General features: G+C 59.4%; 13 protein-coding genes. 8 read left to right on the top strand and 5 right to left on the bottom strand.

Annotated features, from left to right (window positions below; all coding sequences use genetic code 11):
- Window positions 1-20: 20 nt before the first annotated feature.
- From rraA to ppsA, 3 genes are all read right to left on the bottom strand, one after another.
- Window positions 21-512 (bottom strand): ribonuclease E activity regulator RraA, encoded by a 492-nt coding sequence (gene rraA / locus ACTD9P_RS00155; protein WP_200432317.1) that lies wholly within the window; start codon window positions 510-512, stop codon window positions 21-23.
- 232 nt (window positions 513-744) lie between these two features.
- A complete protein-coding gene (locus ACTD9P_RS00150; protein WP_438866223.1) occupies window positions 745-1,734 on the bottom strand; it encodes an alpha/beta fold hydrolase in 990 nt (329 codons plus the stop codon).
- Window positions 1,735-1,840: 106 nt separating this feature from the next.
- On the bottom strand, window positions 1,841-4,216 hold the full coding sequence (gene ppsA, locus ACTD9P_RS00145; protein WP_200432315.1) for a phosphoenolpyruvate synthase: 2,376 nt from the start codon (window positions 4,214-4,216) through the stop codon (window positions 1,841-1,843).
- 178 nt (window positions 4,217-4,394) lie between these two features.
- Between ppsA and ppsR the strand changes: the two genes are divergently transcribed.
- On the top strand, window positions 4,395-5,213 hold the full coding sequence (gene ppsR / locus ACTD9P_RS00140; RefSeq protein WP_058412273.1) for a posphoenolpyruvate synthetase regulatory kinase/phosphorylase PpsR: 819 nt from the start codon (window positions 4,395-4,397) through the stop codon (window positions 5,211-5,213).
- 126 nt (window positions 5,214-5,339) lie between these two features.
- On the opposite strand, the gene ACTD9P_RS00135 is transcribed toward ppsR, so the two are convergent.
- The gene (locus ACTD9P_RS00135; RefSeq protein ID WP_438866222.1) at window positions 5,340-6,764 is read right to left on the bottom strand and encodes an aminotransferase-like domain-containing protein; all 1,425 of its coding nucleotides are present in this window, start codon (window positions 6,762-6,764) and stop codon (window positions 5,340-5,342) included.
- Between the two features lie 160 nt (window positions 6,765-6,924).
- On the opposite strand from ACTD9P_RS00135, the gene ACTD9P_RS00130 reads away from it, so the two are divergent.
- The 5 genes from ACTD9P_RS00130 to ACTD9P_RS00110 are packed head-to-tail and all read left to right on the top strand — an operon-like array spanning window position 6,925 to window position 12,410.
- Window positions 6,925-7,818: a DMT family transporter gene (locus ACTD9P_RS00130; protein ID WP_017134754.1), complete on the top strand. Its 894-nt coding sequence runs from the start codon at window positions 6,925-6,927 to the stop codon at window positions 7,816-7,818.
- A 35-nt stretch (window positions 7,819-7,853) separates the two neighbouring features.
- Complete coding sequence (moeB, locus tag ACTD9P_RS00125; protein WP_438866221.1) at window positions 7,854-9,716, top strand: molybdopterin-synthase adenylyltransferase MoeB; 1,863 nt, start codon at window positions 7,854-7,856, stop codon at window positions 9,714-9,716.
- A 15-nt stretch (window positions 9,717-9,731) separates the two neighbouring features.
- Window positions 9,732-10,646, top strand: coding sequence for a PLP-dependent cysteine synthase family protein (locus ACTD9P_RS00120; RefSeq protein ID WP_438866220.1), 915 nt, complete (start codon window positions 9,732-9,734; stop codon window positions 10,644-10,646).
- Between the two features lie 37 nt (window positions 10,647-10,683).
- A complete protein-coding gene (locus ACTD9P_RS00115) occupies window positions 10,684-11,676 on the top strand; it encodes a serine O-acetyltransferase (protein ID WP_438866219.1) in 993 nt (330 codons plus the stop codon).
- A gap of 2 nt (window positions 11,677-11,678) precedes the next feature.
- Entirely contained in the window at window positions 11,679-12,410 is a 732-nt protein-coding gene (locus tag ACTD9P_RS00110) for an alanyl-tRNA editing protein (protein WP_438866218.1), read from the top strand.
- Window positions 12,411-12,471: 61 nt separating this feature from the next.
- Here ACTD9P_RS00110 and ACTD9P_RS00105 read toward each other — a convergent pair whose 3' ends face one another.
- Window positions 12,472-13,497 (bottom strand): hypothetical protein, encoded by a 1,026-nt coding sequence (locus ACTD9P_RS00105; protein ID WP_438866216.1) that lies wholly within the window; start codon window positions 13,495-13,497, stop codon window positions 12,472-12,474.
- A gap of 213 nt (window positions 13,498-13,710) precedes the next feature.
- Here ACTD9P_RS00105 and ACTD9P_RS00100 point away from each other — a divergent pair, with 213 nt between their 5' ends.
- Together ACTD9P_RS00100 and ACTD9P_RS00095 are read left to right on the top strand one after the other, a co-directional pair.
- Window positions 13,711-15,456, top strand: a complete 1,746-nt coding sequence (locus ACTD9P_RS00100) for an ABC transporter permease (protein ID WP_056861573.1) — start codon at window positions 13,711-13,713, stop codon at window positions 15,454-15,456.
- 14 nt (window positions 15,457-15,470) lie between these two features.
- Window positions 15,471-16,793 carry an ABC transporter ATP-binding protein gene (locus ACTD9P_RS00095; protein WP_056861574.1) on the top strand — a complete coding sequence of 441 codons (1,323 nt, stop codon included), beginning with the start codon at window positions 15,471-15,473 and terminating at the stop codon, window positions 16,791-16,793.
- Window positions 16,794-16,802 lie beyond the last annotated feature (9 nt).

The raw sequence follows: 16,802 nt of genomic DNA, 5'->3' as shown, positions 1-16,802 counted from the left end.
CCCCTTTCGGCTACTGCGGTTTATTCAGGCATTTTCAGCGGGCTTGGCGAAACGATCACGCCATTATTGTCGGCGTAGACGTACTCACCAGGGCGGAATGTCACGCCGGCAAACGTCACCACCACATTCAGGTCGCCAATGCCGCGTTTGTCGGTCTTCATTGGGTGAGGCGCCAACGCCTGCACACCCAGGTCAGTCTGGGCGAGGACGTCGACATCACGCACGCAACCGTAGATCACCAAGCCTTCCCAACCATTTTTTGCGGCTTTCTCGGCGATCATATCGCCCAGCAGCGCGCGACGCAGGGAACCGCCGCCGTCGACCACCAGCACCTTGCCCGCGCCCGGTTGGTCGGCCTGTTCCTTGACCAGCGAATTGTCTTCGAAGCACTTGATGGTGACGATTTCACCGCCAAAGGAGTCTCGGCCACCGAAATTACTGAACATCGGCTCAACTACCTGCACCAGCTCCGGGTAGGCGTCGCACAGATCGGGCGTCACGTAATGGTTCATCGAGAAACTCCTGTCGTCAAAGAAGAGGTCGAACAATCCCACGGTGTACATCAGCAAAACGCGTCACAACGGCTGAACTTTAAGCGCTCCCCCGTTAGCGGCGGCCATGATCAGACTCACACCACCGCAACGCAATAGCGACTGCGCGACTGAATATGACCAGAAGCGTTTGATGCGTCATATCTTAGCCGCAACCTCTGCCGAGTGAAACGCCCTTGGCAGAGCGGTTGCGCTAAACCGTCGCAGCTACCTGCGGCTCTGCCGCCAATAAAGGTGTCAGAGGATCTTTCAACCACTGCGCCACCAACGGCCACACTTCGACCTGCGCGGCCTTGCTGACGAGCATCTCGACGTGCCCGAAATCCCCGCTGAAGCCTTGCTTGCGCCCCAGGCACAAGTATTGGCGATGTTCAGAGCCGACTTGTTCGAACAACTTGCGACAGGCCCAGTCCGGGTCCTGTTGATCGCCAGCAGCGCTGACGGCCAACAGCGGCACGTCGACGTTCGCCAGCCCCTTCCACCAGTCCTGCTTGCCCTCGCCAAAACGACCGAACAGGCCGTTCCAGCGCATCGCTTCGATCATCACGCCCGCCGGCTCGTCCTCGGGGCCGCGTTTGAGCCGTACGCCGGATACTTCACCAAAACGTTTCAAGAGCAAACGGCCGGTCCACTCCAGCGGCGGAATTTTCAGCGGCCAGTGGGTGCGGCTGACCTGGCAACCAAACAGCGCTACCGACGCCACGGCTGGCGCGCCAAGGTGCTGACCGCCCAGGGCCGCTGCCAGGGCGGTGCCGCCCAGGGAATGGCCGATCCAGTGCGGGGTTTGTGCACTTTGCTCACGCACAAACGCGCCGATCGCCGGCAAATCGTATCGCGCATAATCGGCGACGCGGTTTCTGGCGTAATCCTGATTGCGCTTGGACAGGCCATGGCCGCGCATTTCCGGGATCCACACATCAAAACCCTGGCGCGCCAGGTAAGCGCCCAGGCCGATCCCTTTGGGCGAATACCAGAAGCGCCGATTGGAAAAACTGCCGTGCAATAAAATAACCGGCGTGCCCCGGTTTTGCGGGGCATCCGCCAGGCCCAAACGGGTCACAGCCAGTTCGACGGTGCCGTCGGGGCTGTTGCCGGGTTTGAGGCGGTACACATCTTCACTCAGGTCGCCACGACGTTCAGCACTGATCAAGGCGACGGGAAATAGGTTGCTGCTGCTTTGCATAATGCTCTTGCACAAAAAAGGGCGGCGTCCGGATGGAGTTCCGCCCTGTACAGATAAGAATGCCGGTCACCCAGGCTGGGTGACCGGCACTTTTGACGTCACGCCTTTAAGCGGACGCTTGGCCTTCCGCCAGGAAGAACCAGGTTTCCAGCACGGAGTCGGGGTTCAGCGAAACACTTTCGATACCCTGCTCCATCAGCCATTTGGCCAGGTCCGGGTGGTCGGAAGGGCCTTGGCCGCAGATGCCGATGTACTTGCCGGCCTTGTTACAGGCCTGGATGGCGTTGGCCAGCAGCTTCTTGACCGCAGGGTTACGCTCATCAAACAGGTGCGCGATGATCCCCGAGTCACGGTCCAGGCCCAGGGTCAGCTGGGTCAGGTCGTTGGAACCGATGGAGAAGCCGTCGAAGAACTCCAGGAATTCCTCGGCCAGAATGGCGTTGGACGGCAGTTCGCACATCATGATCACGCGCAGGCCATTCTCGCCGCGGGACAAGCCGTTTTCAGCCAGCAGGTCGACGACCTGGCTCGCTTCGCCCAGGGTGCGTACAAACGGCACCATGATCTCGACGTTGGTCAGGCCCATCTCGTTGCGCACGCGTTTGAGGGCACGGCATTCCAGCTCAAAGCAGTCACGGAAGGCTTCGCTGATGTAACGCGAAGCGCCGCGGAAGCCCAGCATCGGGTTTTCTTCTTCGGGTTCGTAGAGCTTGCCGCCGATCAGGTTGGCGTATTCGTTGGACTTGAAGTCCGACAAGCGCACGATGACTTTTTTCGGGTAGAACGCCGCCGCCAGGGTGCTGATGCCTTCCACCAGCTTCTCGACGTAGAAACCCACTGGGTCGTTGTAGCCGGCGATGCGCTTGTCGACGCTTTCCTTGATTTCCAGCGGCAGGCCGTCGTAATTCAACAGCGCCTTGGGGTGTACGCCGATCATGCGGTTGATGATGAACTCGAGGCGGGCCAAGCCCACACCGGCGTTCGGCAACTGCGCGAAATCGAACGCACGGTCCGGGTTACCCACGTTCATCATGATCTTGAACGGCAGGTCCGGCATCGCATCGATGGAGTTTTGCTTGATATCGAAGCCCAGCTCACCTTCAAAGATGAAGCCGGTGTCGCCTTCGGCACAGGACACGGTCACACCCTGGCCGTCTTTCAACAGTTGGGTGGCGTTGCCACAACCGACGACTGCGGGAATCCCCAACTCTCGGGCAATGATCGCCGCGTGGCAGGTACGCCCGCCACGGTTGGTGACGATGGCGCTGGCGCGCTTCATCACCGGTTCCCAGTCCGGGTCGGTCATGTCGGAGACCAGCACGTCACCGGGCTGGACTTTGTCCATTTCGGACACGTCCTTGATGATCCGCACTTTGCCGGCGCCGATGCGCTGGCCGATGGCACGGCCTTCCACCAGCACAGTGCCGGTTTCTTTCAACAGGTAGCGTTCCATCACGTTGGCCGATGTGCGGCTCTTCACGGTTTCCGGACGCGCTTGCACGATGTACAGCTTGCCGTCGTCACCGTCTTTGGCCCACTCGATGTCCATCGGGCACTTGTAGTGCTTTTCGATGATCATCGCTTGTTTGGCCAGTTCGCTGACTTCAGCGTCGGTCAGGCAGAAACGCGCGCGTTCGGCCTTGTCGACTTCAACGGTTTTCACCGAGCGACCGGCCTTGGCCTCGTCGCCGTAGATCATCTTGATGGCCTTGCTGCCCAGGTTGCGGCGCAGGATGGCAGGGCGGCCAGCCTCAAGGGTGTGTTTGTGGACGTAGAACTCGTCCGGGTTAACCGCGCCTTGTACGACGGTTTCGCCCAGGCCGTAGGCGCCGGTGATAAACACCACGTCACGGAAACCGGACTCGGTATCGAGGGTGAACATCACGCCGGCGGTGCCGGTTTCCGAACGCACCATGCGCTGCACACCGGCAGACAAAGCCACCAGCTTGTGGTCGAAACCCTGGTGTACGCGGTAGGAAATAGCGCGGTCATTGAACAACGACGCAAACACTTCCTTGGCGGCGCGGATCACGTTTTCAACGCCACGGATGTTCAGGAAGGTTTCCTGCTGGCCAGCAAAAGAGGCGTCCGGCAAGTCTTCGGCGGTGGCCGAGGAGCGCACGGCAACCGCCATGTCCGGGTTGCCGGCCGACAGTGCCGCGAAGGCGGTACGGATTTCTTCGTTGAGCTTCTCGGGGAACTCGGCGTCCATGATCCATTCGCGAATCTGGGCACCGGTCTTGGCCAGGGCGTTGACGTCATCGACGTCCAGGGCGTCCAGCGCGGCGTGGATCTGGGCGTTGAGGCCGCTCAGCTCGAGGAAATCGCGGTAAGCCTGGGCCGTGGTGGCGAAACCACCGGGCACCGAGACTCCAGCGCCTGCAAGATTACTGATCATCTCGCCGAGGGATGCGTTCTTGCCCCCCACATGCTCTACATCATGGACGCCGAGCTTATCGAGGGAAACTACGTACTCTACCAAGGTGATCTCTCCACTTTCTGTGTTGGAAAAGCTCAGGACGCCGGCAGCTCAGTAGGAGCAAACGCCAGCGCTTGTGGCCTGGACCTGGAAAATAAGTGAGAATGCGGCCCACTGCGGGACGGCAAAATCGCGCCTATCATATCCAAGATTCGCCATCAGCTTAAGGCCCAGGGCTCAAATGAAACGATCTGCTTTCTTTATCTCCGACGGCACCGGCATCACAGCCGAAACATTGGGTCAGAGCCTGCTCGCGCAGTTCGAAAACATTACCTTCGCCAAATTTACGCGGCCGTATATAGACAGCGTGGATAAAGCGCGGGCCATGGTACAACAAATCAATCTGGCGGCTGAAAAAGACGGTTTTCGCCCGATCATTTTCGACACCATCGTCAATCAAGACATTCGTGAGATCCTGGCAACCTCCAATGGTTTCATGATCGACATCTTCTCCACGTTCCTGGCGCCATTGGAACAGGAGCTGAGTGAACATTCCTCCTACTCCGTGGGCAAGTCCCATTCCATTGGCCACAACTCTAACTACATGGAGCGTATCGAGGCGGTGAATTTCGCCCTCGACAACGATGACGGCGCCCGCACCCACTACTATGACAAGGCCGACCTGATCCTGGTGGGCGTGTCTCGCTGCGGCAAGACCCCGACCTGCCTGTACATGGCCATGCAATTCGGTATCCGCGCGGCCAACTACCCGCTTACCGAAGACGATATGGAGCACCTGACGCTGCCTGCCGCCCTGCGTGCGCACCAGCACAAGCTGTTCGGCCTGACCATCGACCCGGATCGCCTCACCGCCATCCGCAACGAGCGCAAGCCCAACAGCCGCTACTCCAGCTACGCCCAGTGCGAGTTCGAAGTGCGCGAAGTGGAAAATCTGTTCCGTCGCGAGAATATTGCGCACATCAATTCCACGCATTTTTCGGTGGAAGAGATCTCGGCGAAGATTTTGGTGGAGAAAGGTGTGGAGCGCAGATTCAAATAACACCGCATTCAAATTGTGGGAGCGGGCTTGCTCGCGAATGCGGTGGATCAGCCAATAAATCGGTTGACTGGCACACCGCATTCGCGAGCAAGCCCGCTCCCACATTAGGTCGGTGTATATGCTTGCCTACAGCTGAAACCTGTCACCGCCCTGCCCCAGCGCGGTGGCCAAGGCATCAAAGCCCTCACGCAGTAACTGATCATCGCCCGACGTATTACAGATACTCGCCCGAATAAACTGCGGCACCGCCGTCTGCCCTACGGCAAATGCCTCGGCGGTGGCTATCAGGTAATTATTCTGCTTGAGCTCTGCCTCGATTTCCGACGCCCGCCAGGGTTCAGGGACTTCAATCCAGAAGTGCGGGCTGTTGAGGTGAGTGCGGTACTCCAAACCGACCAAGAGGTCGCGCACCAGTGCTTTGCGCCGGCTGATCTCGTTGATTTGCTGGCGCAGCAGGTATTCCGCCGTGCCGTTTTCGATCCACTGGGTCGCCAGCTCCAGCGTCACCGGCGTGGCCATCCAGCAGGTCGAGCGCAAGGCCGCCGAAATACGGCTGACCAAAGCCGGTGGCGCATGCACATACCCCACGCGCAGCCCGGCAGACACCGCCTTGCTCAGGCTACTGATCAAAATCGTACGCTCAGGGGCGAAAAAACTCAGCGGTGGCGGCCGATCTTCCACCAACACGCCGTGGGCTTCGTCCTCCAAAATCAGCAGATTATGCTCGCGGCACACCTTGGCCAACGCTTCTCGGCGCGCGACCGACAGCACGGCCGTGGTCGGGTTCTGGATCGTCGGCGTGCAGTACAGCGCCGAAACCCGGTGATTACGACAGACTTCATCCAGGGCGCCCGGCAACACACCCTCGTCATCCATCTCCAGGCCAATCAGCCGCACACCGAGCATACGTGCGGCAGTGATAAGCCCTGGGTACGTCAGCTGCTCGGTAACCACCGTATCCCCCGCCCGCAACAGCGCCATCATGGCGCACAGCAGGCCATGCTGGCCGCCGTTGACGCAGATGACCTGCTCGGGAATCGGATGGAAATCGCGCTGCACCAGCCATTGCGCCCCGGCGTCCCGGTAGCGCGGCAAACCGGCGTCCGGCGTATAGGCGCTGATGTCCTGGAGGAACTTGGCGTTGGTCGACAAGGTTTGGAAGCTCTGGGCCAGGAACACCGTCTCTTGCCCGGGAATGTGCATGTTGCGGCTCATATCGAAGTACTGGCGCGGCTCTTCGCTGACGTTGCGAAAACCTTCATCGCGCTGGCGTTCCATACCACGCTTGCGCACGAAAGTGCCGTCACCGACACGCGCCACTACAAGCCCCAAGCGTTCCAGCTCGCCGTAGGCTCGGCTGATGGTGCCAATGGTCACGCCGAGGTTATCGGAAAGAACCCGATGGGGTGGCAGTTTGCACCCCGGCTCAATCAAGCCTTCAAGGATGCCCCGCTCCATCACATCGGACAGGCGTTTGTACTTGACGCCCTGACCGCTGGACAACCCCTCACGCATAATTGACACCATGTCAATATTTGTTTTGACAGCCATCATTCGCCCTAATAGTGTGCTTTTACGGGTTCAATCACCGAATGAAACAACTTAATACACAGTCAATATAGAGTTCAATTCCGGCTCAGGGAAGCAATAAACGATGCCAATGTCCGCCGTTCTTGAAAACACTACAAAAACAAAAAATCAGAAACAGTGGTTGGCCGGTCTGGTCACCAGCGTGATGTTTCTTATCGTGTGCCTGAGCTGGGGCACCACCTGGCTGGGCATCAAGATCGCCGTCGAAAGCGTGCCACCGCTGACGTCGGCCGGGCTGCGCTTTCTAATCGCGTTCCCGCTGTTTTTGTGTTTTGCCCTGGTACGCCGCGAGCCGATCCTGTTCCCGCGTGAAAGCCGCTGGTTCTTCGTATTCGTGACCCTGTCGTACTTCAGCGTTCCCTACTACTTGCTCAACTATGGCGAGATGCATGTATCGTCCGGCCTCACCGCGCTGCTGTTCAGCTGCATGCCGGTGTTCATCCTGATTTTCTCCGCGCTGTTTTTGCGCGAGCGCATCTACTTTTCCCAAGTGGTCGGCATCGGCATCGGTTTCGGCAGCCTCTACATGATCATCAAGAGCCAGGGCCTGCACCTGGACCACGCCGAATTCTTCGGCGTGCTGGCGATTCTGACCGCCGCGATCATGCATGCCTTGTGCTACGTCATTACCAAACAAAAAGGCAGCGCCATCAGCGTGATCACCTACAACACATTGCCCATCGGCATCGCCGGGCTGATGCTGTTCGTGGCCGGCCTGTGGTTTGAAACACCGACGTTCGAAAACATCACCCTGCGTTCGTGGAGTGCCTTGTTCTACCTGGGATTGGTGGCCTCGGTGGGCGGGTTTATCGTGTACTTCATGTTGCTCAAACGTTTGAGCCCAATCATTTTGTCGTTCGTGTTCATCATCTTCCCGGTGTTCGCAGTGATCATCGGCGCCTGGTACGAGGGCGTGGAAATTTCCCGTGACCTGATGCTGTACTCGGCCATCCTGCTGGCCGGCTTTGCGATCACCAAATTGCCGGTTGAAAAACTTCTGGCCAAGAAAAATTGACTCTTAAACCACAACTACAACAACGCGAGAGAAACATGGAAGTCCTCCGCCCCACCGCTCTGGAACAGATCTATGCCCACGCCAGCCGCAGCTACCCGGAAGAATGCTGCGGTTTTGTCTTCGCCGATGGCAGTGTGTACCTGGGCAACAATATCCAGAATGAGCTGCACCGCAAGAACCCCGAGATGTACCCGCGCAGCGCGGCCAATGGCTATACCTTTTCGGTGGCCGACACCCTGCTGATGAACAAGGCGTTTCGCAGCGACAACCCGGTGGTGGTGATCTACCACTCCCACCCGGACGTCGGCGCCTATTTCAGTGATGAAGACCAGGACAAGGCACTGTTCCTGGGTGAGCCGATCCACCCCGTCAGCTACTTGGTGGTGGACGTGCGCCAGGGCCAGGCCCTGGGCTCAAAGCTGTTTGCCTGGGATGGCAAGCAATTCGCCCTTAAACCCTTCAACGACCTGCACACGGAGTTGTCCATGAACGCTGTCTCTTTCCCCGATATTCTGGTTCGCGTGGCCAAGCTGCCGGAATCGACCCTTAAGGGCACTGGATCGACATTGCGCGAAGTCATTGAAAACCTCTGCAGCAGCCACCCACAGCTGCGCCCGCACCTGTTCCACGAAAACAACAACCAGCTCAAGGAGCACTTCCTGTTCACCGCCGAGGAAGAACTGATCGGCGCCGATGAGCCGCTGCCGGAAAAAGCCAAAATAGAAGTGCTGCTGGCCACCTCCGGCGGTATGGACGTCGAGCAACTGAGCAACGAAGAAGTCCAGCGCTACGTACGCCACATCACCCTGCCCGGCGTCGGCCGTGAAGGCCAGTTGAACCTGAAAAAAGCCAAGGTGCTGATCATCGGCACTGGTGGCCTGGGCTCGCCCATCAGCCTGTACCTCGCGGCAGCCGGCATCGGCACCCTGGGCCTGGTGGATTTCGATGTGGTAGAGAGCAGCAACCTGCAACGCCAGATCGTGCACGGCAACAGCACCCTGGGCATGCCCAAGGTCGAGTCGGCCAAGCGGCGGCTGCAAGACCTCAACAGCCATATCCAGATCAACGCCCACGACACTGCCCTCAATGCCGACAATGCGCTGGAACTGGTCGGCGCTTATGACCTGGTGATCGACGGCACCGACAACTTCGACACCCGCTACCTGGTCAACGATGCCTGCGTACAGTTGGGCAAGCCATTGGTGTACGGCGCGATCTATCGCTTCGACGGGCAGATCAGCGTGCTCAACTACAAGGGTGGGCCGTGCTATCGCTGCCTGTTTCCTTCAGCACCGCCTGCCGAGTTGGCGCCCAACTGCAGCGCTGGGGGCGTGATCGGCGTACTGCCCGGCGTGGTCGGCATGATCCAGGCCACCGAAGCGATTAAATTGCTCATCGGCATCGGCGAACCACTGTCGGGCCGCCTGATGCGCTTCGACGCGCTGGCCATGAAATTCAGCGAGATTCGCTTCAAACGCCGTGCCGACTGCCCATGCTGCTCAGACCTGCGCCACAGCGAAAACGTCGCGCCAGCCGTGTGCGCGGATGCCGTCCCGAGCCAACCGGCTTTGGCCGAGGAGCGCTACATCAAACCGCGCGTGCTCAAGCAACTGCTCGAACACCCGCGCAGCGCCGACGTGTTGCTGGATGTGCGCGACGCCAGCGAGCTGGAAGTGTGCAAATTGCCGGGCGTGGTGCATATCCCCCTGGCCGAACTGGACGGGCAATTGAGCAGCCTGAGCCGCGACAATACCCATTACCTGATCTGCTACGCCGGAACCCGCGCCGAGCAAGCGGCCAGCACCCTGCTGGCAGCCGGCTTCGCCAATACCAAAGTCCTGCAGGGCGGCATGAAACATTGGGTTCGCGACGTCGAACCCGACATGCCTTTGTACTGATCCGGGGGCTGAACGATGTTGCATAACTCCATTCTCGACGTGATCGGCCATACGCCGATTGTGCGCCTGGCGCAGTTTTCCGAAGACCTCGGCATTGAGGTCTATGCCAAGCTCGAATCCCTCAACCCTGGCGGCAGCCACAAGGCGCGCATCGCCCTGGGCATGATCCTCGACGCAGAACGCCGTGGCGTGCTGATTCGCGACTCCGGGCAAACCATCATCGAGCCCAGCGGCGGCAATACCGGCATTGGCCTGGTGATGGCCGGCAATGTGCTGGGCTACAAAGTGGTGCTGGTGATCCCTGACAACTACAGCCCCGAAAAGCAAAAACTGCTGCGTTTATACGGCGCCAAGGTAGTGTTGTCGGACAGCCGACTGGGCAACAATTCCCACGGCGAAAAGTGCATGGAACTGCAGTTGGAAAACCCCAACTTCGTGATGCTCAACCAGCAGCGTAATGGCGCCAACCCGCAGACTCACCGCGACACCACCGCTCCGGAAATCCTCCGCGCCTTCGGTGAGCAACGAGTGGACTACTTCGTCAGCGGCATCGGCACCGGCGGCCACATCACCGGCATCGGCGAAACCCTCAAGGCGGCCTGGCCAGCGATGCGCGTCATGGGCGTGGAGCCGGAAGAATGCGACCTGCTCAAGGACCAGCACGCGTCGCACCACATCCAGGGCCTGTCGATCGGCTTGATCCCGAGCATCCTTAACGTGGGTGTAATTGACGGCATGCTCAAGGTCTCGCGCCTGGCGTGCATCGACATGATCAAACGCATCATGCGCACCGACGCCATCAGCCTGGGTTTGTCCTCGGCCGCCAACATGGTGGCCATCGCCCAACTCGCCCCCGAACTCCCGCCCGAAACGGTGATGTTGACCATGGTCTACGACAATGCCGACAGCTACCTGCCCAATTTCGAATAACCGGTTTTTCAACCATCCAAACTGTGGGGGTGCCTCCATGGGGGGCTTTATCGACATGCAACAGCTGCACGATGAGTTGCTGACCCACCTCATCCAGACCCTGACGCCTGCGCAGATGAAGCAGTTGGAACCGCATTTGGCGCCACTGATCCAGAATGCTGCCCAGGCCGTGGCAGAAGACCTGATTGCATATGCCTATCGCGACCCGGCTTCCCGTGGGCGTGGCGAGTTGATCCTGGAATCCTATGCGTCGTTCAAGGCCGTGTTGTTCTACCGGTTGGCACACCTGGTGTGGAATTTCCCCGACCAGGCCAACGGTGTGTTTTCACGCCTGGCCCTTAAGCTCAGCAACCAGGGCAAAATCCTCTCCGGCGCCGAAATCCACCCCGCAGCCCGCATTGGCCGGCGCTTTGTGCTCGACCACGGCTTTGGCACCGTGATCGGCGAAACCTGCGAGATCGGCAACGATTGCTACATCCTCTGCGGCGTGACCCTTGGCGCACGAGGCATTGCCAACAACCCGGACGGCAAACGCCACCCGCGCCTGGGAAATAATGTCGAGGTCGGCTCCGGCGCCCGTGTGTTGGGTTATGTGCTGATCGGCGACAACGTGTTTATCAGCCCTTCGTGTGTGATCACCCAGGATGTGCCGGCGGGCACCAAGGTCAAGGTAGTCAACCAGATTCAATTACAGAAGAACGCCGAAACCGACCATAGCAACTACCTGAGCGCTTTCGCGCTGGATGAGCGTTTGCACGTGGTCGGCGAAGTCAGCGCCAGCCATAAGGTCACCGTGCTGGATGCCGACTTTCATCCCTTGCACGGGCTGCTGCTGGAGCCCACGGTGAAGGAGCGCCATCACTTGCAGTTTCGCCTGCGTCGCCTGGATACCGGCGACCATCTGCCGCGCTTGCCACTGAACCTGAAAGTCTGTGGCCCCGAATTTGAAATCACCCTGCTCTCCCCGCCTGGCTTGAGCGCAATGGTGCGTCATTTGCTGCAAGCCAACCCACTGATCGTCGGAGGTTGAACATGTCCGTGCATACCATGGAAACCCTGGCGCTGTTTGACAGCGCGCCCTACCAGAACGCCTTCAGCGCCCGGGTGATTGCCGTCAGCGAACAGGGCATTGCCCTGGAACACACGCTGTTCTACCCCACTGGCGGTGGGCAGCCAGGCGACACCGGCCACCTGACCCTGGCCGATGGGACACGGGTCAACGTGACGGGTACCGTGCGCGACCCGGTGTTGCGCTCAATTATCTGGCACCAGGTTGAACACTGCCCCGAGCAATTGACGGCCGGCGTACAAGTGGATGCCGGCCTGGATTGGGAACGGCGTTACCAGCACATGAAGATGCACACCTGCCTGCACCTGCTGTGCTCGATCATTGATGCGCCCGTCACCGGCTGCAGCATCAGCGCAGACAAAGGCCGCCTGGATTTCGATTTACCGGAAATGACCCTCGACAAGGACAGCATCACCCGCGACCTCAATGCCTTGATCGAACAAGCCCATGCGGTGAAAACACTGTCGATGCCTGCCTCGGAATACTCGACCCTGCTGCAGATCACCCGCACCCAGGCAGTGGCACCGCCGGTCATCCAGGGCTCAGTGAGGGTAATAGAAATCGCCGGGATCGATATCCAGCCGTGCGGCGGCACCCATGTGATCAACACCGAAGAAATCGGCCGGGTGTTCTGCGAGAAAATCGAGAAAAAGAGCAAGCACAACCGCCGGGTTATCCTGCGGTTTGAGGAATAAATTACGTGAGTCGGCTAAGCGTGGGCGCTGTAGACCGCGCTTGCCGACGTCAAGCTAAACCTTACTGCTTCGCCTCATTGAGGTGTTTTTTCAACACCTGAACCTGTTCCTCAAGCATTGAAATTTGTGTGCTGTAGTAGGACTTCATCTCAGCAATACCCGCTTCGATATTAGCGTTGTCCACCCTGAATTGCTCGGCGGTGGGCACCGACCGCATGGGTGACTCGTTGGTCGGATCTGCCGGGGCATCGCGGGTGGTCACAGTGGACTTATCCGCCGGCGCCGTTGGCGGCTGGATTTCAGGTTTGGTCATCTTCTTGACGTACTCAGTCATACTTTTAAGCTCCTTGCCCAACGCTTCAAAGGCTTCTGTCATCTGCTGCATCAGCCTGGTGATATCTGCGCGCAACTGCGTATTCAGCTTGAGTGGCTCCTCAAGATCTTGATTCTGGACAACTTCAGGTGTCTGAGTGTCTTGAACAACCTGCTTAACCGGCGCTTGAGATGTTTGAGGCAGTTCGACGGGGGCCTCATCTGTGCCTTTGCGTGGAGCACTCAGTTGCTCACGCAGTTCGACAATATCGTTTTTGAGTTTGACGATTTTCTCCTGGCATTCGGTGATAAACGCCTTGAAGTCGATCAGGAGCTGGTTATTTTTACCCACCAATTCCAGGGTCTCAGCCTGTGGGCCGACGTTTTGCATTTGCGGTTGGTTAACAAGGGTGTTGTGGCTCGAAAACTGACCGCGCTGCTCTGGCGTTACGGGGGGCCGAGGCGCTGCAACATCGCCCTGTGTGCCCACACCACTTGAGGTATCGGCCTTGCTTTCCTGACGGGGCGGTTTCGAATGCTGAGACGCCTCATAGCCCATAGGGTAATTCGTTTGTGGCCGGGTATTTACGTTAGTCATAAAATGCTTTCTCAAATCCAGATAGTGCTGATTGTTGGGTTGGCAGAGACTTGCTGCGGCAAGCCATCTGACCCATTGATTGGCATTTATCTGAAAGCAGTTCCTGGGATACAGGATGTGTGGGTAGCTAATTATGTCGGCAGCGCAAGGAGCCTTTTCCTGAAGGTTGATCGGCACAGGCAAATCCGATGCCCAAGGCGCAGTTCGTACAGGAAACTGACAGCAAATTTATGTGCTTGTAACATTCAGAAACGTACAATCCCGCCAGCAACGTCTCGTTGCCCCTGACTCACGAAAACAGCGCCCGTCCTTCTCGGTGGGTCATTCGTGCAGCAGCTAAGCTCACCCCCACCACGCCCCTGAACCTGAACGCTGCAGGACTGAATGCCTATGAACAAAGTGTTCCGCGATTACCTGCCGGCATCCACCCTGCGCTTGCTGCCCAACCGCTGGGACCTGGTCGCGCTGCCGCTGGTCATCGGCTTTCTGCTGTTTTTCTCCCTAACGGCCCGGGAAACCTGGGCGCCCATCGCCACGTTGCAGAGTGAAGTCATTTCCCTCGACCCGGCCAACCTGCCGGAATACGCGATGCGCACCACGATGCGCATGCTCGCGGCCATGGTCGCGGCGCTGGTGTTTACCCTGCTGTACGGCACCCTGGCGGCCAAAAGCCGGCGCGCTGAAAAGCTGCTGGTCCCGGTGCTCGATATCCTGCAATCGGTGCCGGTGCTCGGCTATATCTCATTCACGGTGACGTTCTTCCTGCTGCTGTTCCCTGGGCGCGTACTCGGCGCCGAGCTCGCGGCGATCTTTGCGATCTTCACCAGCCAGGCCTGGAACATGACGTTCAGCTTCTACCAGTCGCTGCGCATGCTGCCCCACGATTTGGTGGAGGTGTCGACCAACCTGCGACTTTCCGGCTGGCAGAAGTTCTGGAAGCTCGATGTGCCGTTCGCCATGCCGGGGCTGGTGTGGAACATGATGATGAGCATGTCCGGCGGCTGGTTCTTCGTGGTCGCCTCCGAAGCCATCACCGTCGGCGACAAGACCATCACCCTGCCGGGCGTCGGTTCGTACCTGGCCTTGGCGATCGCTCAGAAAGACCTGCACGCCGTGGGTTACGTGATTCTGGCGATGATTGTGGTGATCCTGCTGTACGACCAGTTGCTGTTCCGCCCGCTGGTGGCCTGGGCTGACAAGTTCCGCATGGAAACCACCGCGTCCCAAGGCGCTGCGCCACAGTCCTGGCTGCTTAACCTGATCCAGCGCACGCGCATTGTGCAGCGCATCCTGCGCCCCATTACCCGTGCTTTCAGCCGGATCGGCAACAAACGTTTCAGCCTGGCAGGCGGTGCATTCAAGGCGTTGCCGGCCGAAACCCCGGCGGCGTCGAAAGTGATCGACTGGGTGTGGGGCACGCTGATTGCGTTGCTGGCCGCGTACGCGCTGTATCACATCGTGCAATACGTGGGCACCGAAGTGACCTTCGCCGAAGTCGGCCACGTATTTGTACTGGGCCTGATCACCTTGCTGCGGGTGGCCGGGCTGATCCTGATCGCCTCGCTGATCTGGGTGCCGTTGGGCGTGATGATCGGCTTGCGTCCTGCGCTGGCGGAAAAAATCCAGCCGCTGGCGCAGTTTCTCGCGGCCTTCCCGGCGAACCTGTTGTTCCCGGTCTTTGTGATCGTGATCCTGCACTACAACCTCAATCCGGATATCTGGCTGAGCCCGCTGATCGTGCTGGGCACCCAGTGGTACATCCTGTTCAACGTGATTGCCGGCGCCAGCGCCTTCCCCAATGACTTCAAGGAAGCCGCCGCCAACTTCCGCATCCGCGGCTGGCTGTGGTGGCGCAAGGTGATGCTGCCGGGGATATTCCCCTATTACGTCACCGGCGCCATTACCGCCTCGGGCGGTGCCTGGAACGCCAGTATCGTGTCCGAGTACGTGTCCTGGGGCCAGGACAACGTGGTCGCCCATGGGCTGGGCGCCTACATTGCGCAAACCACCGCTGCCGGCGACTTCCCGAAAATTGCCCTTGGCGTGGTGGTGATGTCGATCTTCGTGGTGGCGTTCAACCGCGCGGTCTGGCGGCCGATGTACGCCATCGCTGAAAACAAACTTCGTCTGAATTGATGGGATTCGCCGTGATGACTACCTACACCGAAAACACTGCCGATACCCCGCAAATCTACTCGCTGAAAAACGTCAACCGAGTGTTCGGCAAAGGGAAAGACGAGCTGCAGGTGCTCAGCGGCGTCGACCTGAGCCTGCACGAAGGCGAGATCGTCGGCATGCTTGGCCGTTCCGGCTCGGGCAAGTCTACCTTGCTGCGCATTATCGCCGGGCTGATCCAGCCGTCCTCCGGCGAAGTCCGCTACAACGGCGCACCGCTCAACGGCCCGGCCGAAGGCGTGGCCATGGTGTTCCAGACCTTTGCGCTGTTCCCCTGGCTGACCGTGCTGGAAAACGTCGAAGCCGGCCTGCAAGCCCTGCAAGTCGAGCGCAAGGAAACCCGCCGGCGCGCCTTGGCCGCCATCGACTTGATCGGCCTCGACGGCTTTGAAAACGCCTACCCGCGCGAGCTGTCCGGCGGCATGCGCCAGCGCGTGGGGTTTGCCCGTGGCCTGGTGGTCAACCCCACGCTGTTGCTGATGGATGAACCCTTCTCGGCCCTCGACGTGCTCACCGCCGAAACCCTGCGTACTGACCTGCTGGATTTGTGGAGCGGCAAACAGTTGCCGATCAAGTCGATCCTGATCGTGACCCACAACATCGAAGAAGCAGTGCTGATGTGCGACCGCATTCTGGTGCTGTCATCCAACCCCGGCCGTGTGGTCGCCGAGATAAAGGTGCCGTTCGCGCACCCGCGCAACCGCCTGGACCCGACGTTCCGGCAAATGGTTGACGACATCTATGCACTGATGACCGACCGACGCAGCGCCGATGCCAGCCGTGGCATACCCGAGCTGAAGATGGGCAGCCTGCTGCCGGAGGTGTCCACCAACCTCATGGCCGGCCTGATCGAAACCCTGGCCGCCGAGCCTTACAACGGCCACGCCGGTTTGCCCACCGTGGCCGAACGGCGCTTGCTGGAAGTCGATGACCTGTTTCCGGTGGCCGAGATGCTCGAGCATTTGGGTTTCGCTGAACTCAAGGGCGCCGACATCACCCTCACCGAGGCCGGCAAGCTGTTCGCCGACTACGGCACCCAGGAGCGCAAAACCCTGTTCGCCGAGCATTTGATCAAACACGTGCCGCTGGCCGCGCGGATTCATCAGGTGTTGCTTGAGCGCAGCGGGCACCGGGCGCCACGGGTGCGTTTTGAGCAGGAGCTGGAAGACTCGATGACCGAAGCCTTCGTAGAAAAAACCCTCGAAAGCGTGATTGCGTGGGGGCGTTATGCGGAGATTTTTTCGTATGACGACCATACCGAGACGTTTAGCCTGGATGATGTGGAAGGCAGTATGTAAGTCCTAAGT

The sequence above is a fragment of the Pseudomonas onubensis genome, from assembly GCF_965653655.1.
GTDB lineage: Bacteria > Pseudomonadota > Gammaproteobacteria > Pseudomonadales > Pseudomonadaceae > Aquipseudomonas.
The sequence above is the reverse complement of the archived record's forward strand: the minus strand, read 5'-3'. Positions and strand labels throughout refer to the sequence as shown.

Bases quoted from the DNA above. Each gene is read 5' to 3' on its own strand.
- rraA (WP_200432317.1), bottom strand. From the start codon at position 512: ATGAACCATTACGTGACGCCCGATCTGTGCGACGCCTACCCGGAGCTG.
- ACTD9P_RS00115 (WP_438866219.1), top strand. From the start codon at position 10,684: ATGGGGGGCTTTATCGACATGCAACAGCTGCACGATGAGTTGCTGACC.
- moeB (WP_438866221.1), top strand. From the start codon at position 7,854: ATGGAAGTCCTCCGCCCCACCGCTCTGGAACAGATCTATGCCCACGCC.
- ACTD9P_RS00095 (WP_056861574.1), top strand. From the start codon at position 15,471: ATGACTACCTACACCGAAAACACTGCCGATACCCCGCAAATCTACTCG.
- ACTD9P_RS00135 (WP_438866222.1), bottom strand. From the start codon at position 6,764: ATGGCTGTCAAAACAAATATTGACATGGTGTCAATTATGCGTGAGGGG.
- ACTD9P_RS00150 (WP_438866223.1), bottom strand. From the start codon at position 1,734: ATGCAAAGCAGCAGCAACCTATTTCCCGTCGCCTTGATCAGTGCTGAA.
- ACTD9P_RS00110 (WP_438866218.1), top strand. From the start codon at position 11,679: ATGTCCGTGCATACCATGGAAACCCTGGCGCTGTTTGACAGCGCGCCC.
- ACTD9P_RS00120 (WP_438866220.1), top strand. From the start codon at position 9,732: ATGTTGCATAACTCCATTCTCGACGTGATCGGCCATACGCCGATTGTG.
- ppsR (WP_058412273.1), top strand. From the start codon at position 4,395: ATGAAACGATCTGCTTTCTTTATCTCCGACGGCACCGGCATCACAGCC.
- ACTD9P_RS00100 (WP_056861573.1), top strand. From the start codon at position 13,711: ATGAACAAAGTGTTCCGCGATTACCTGCCGGCATCCACCCTGCGCTTG.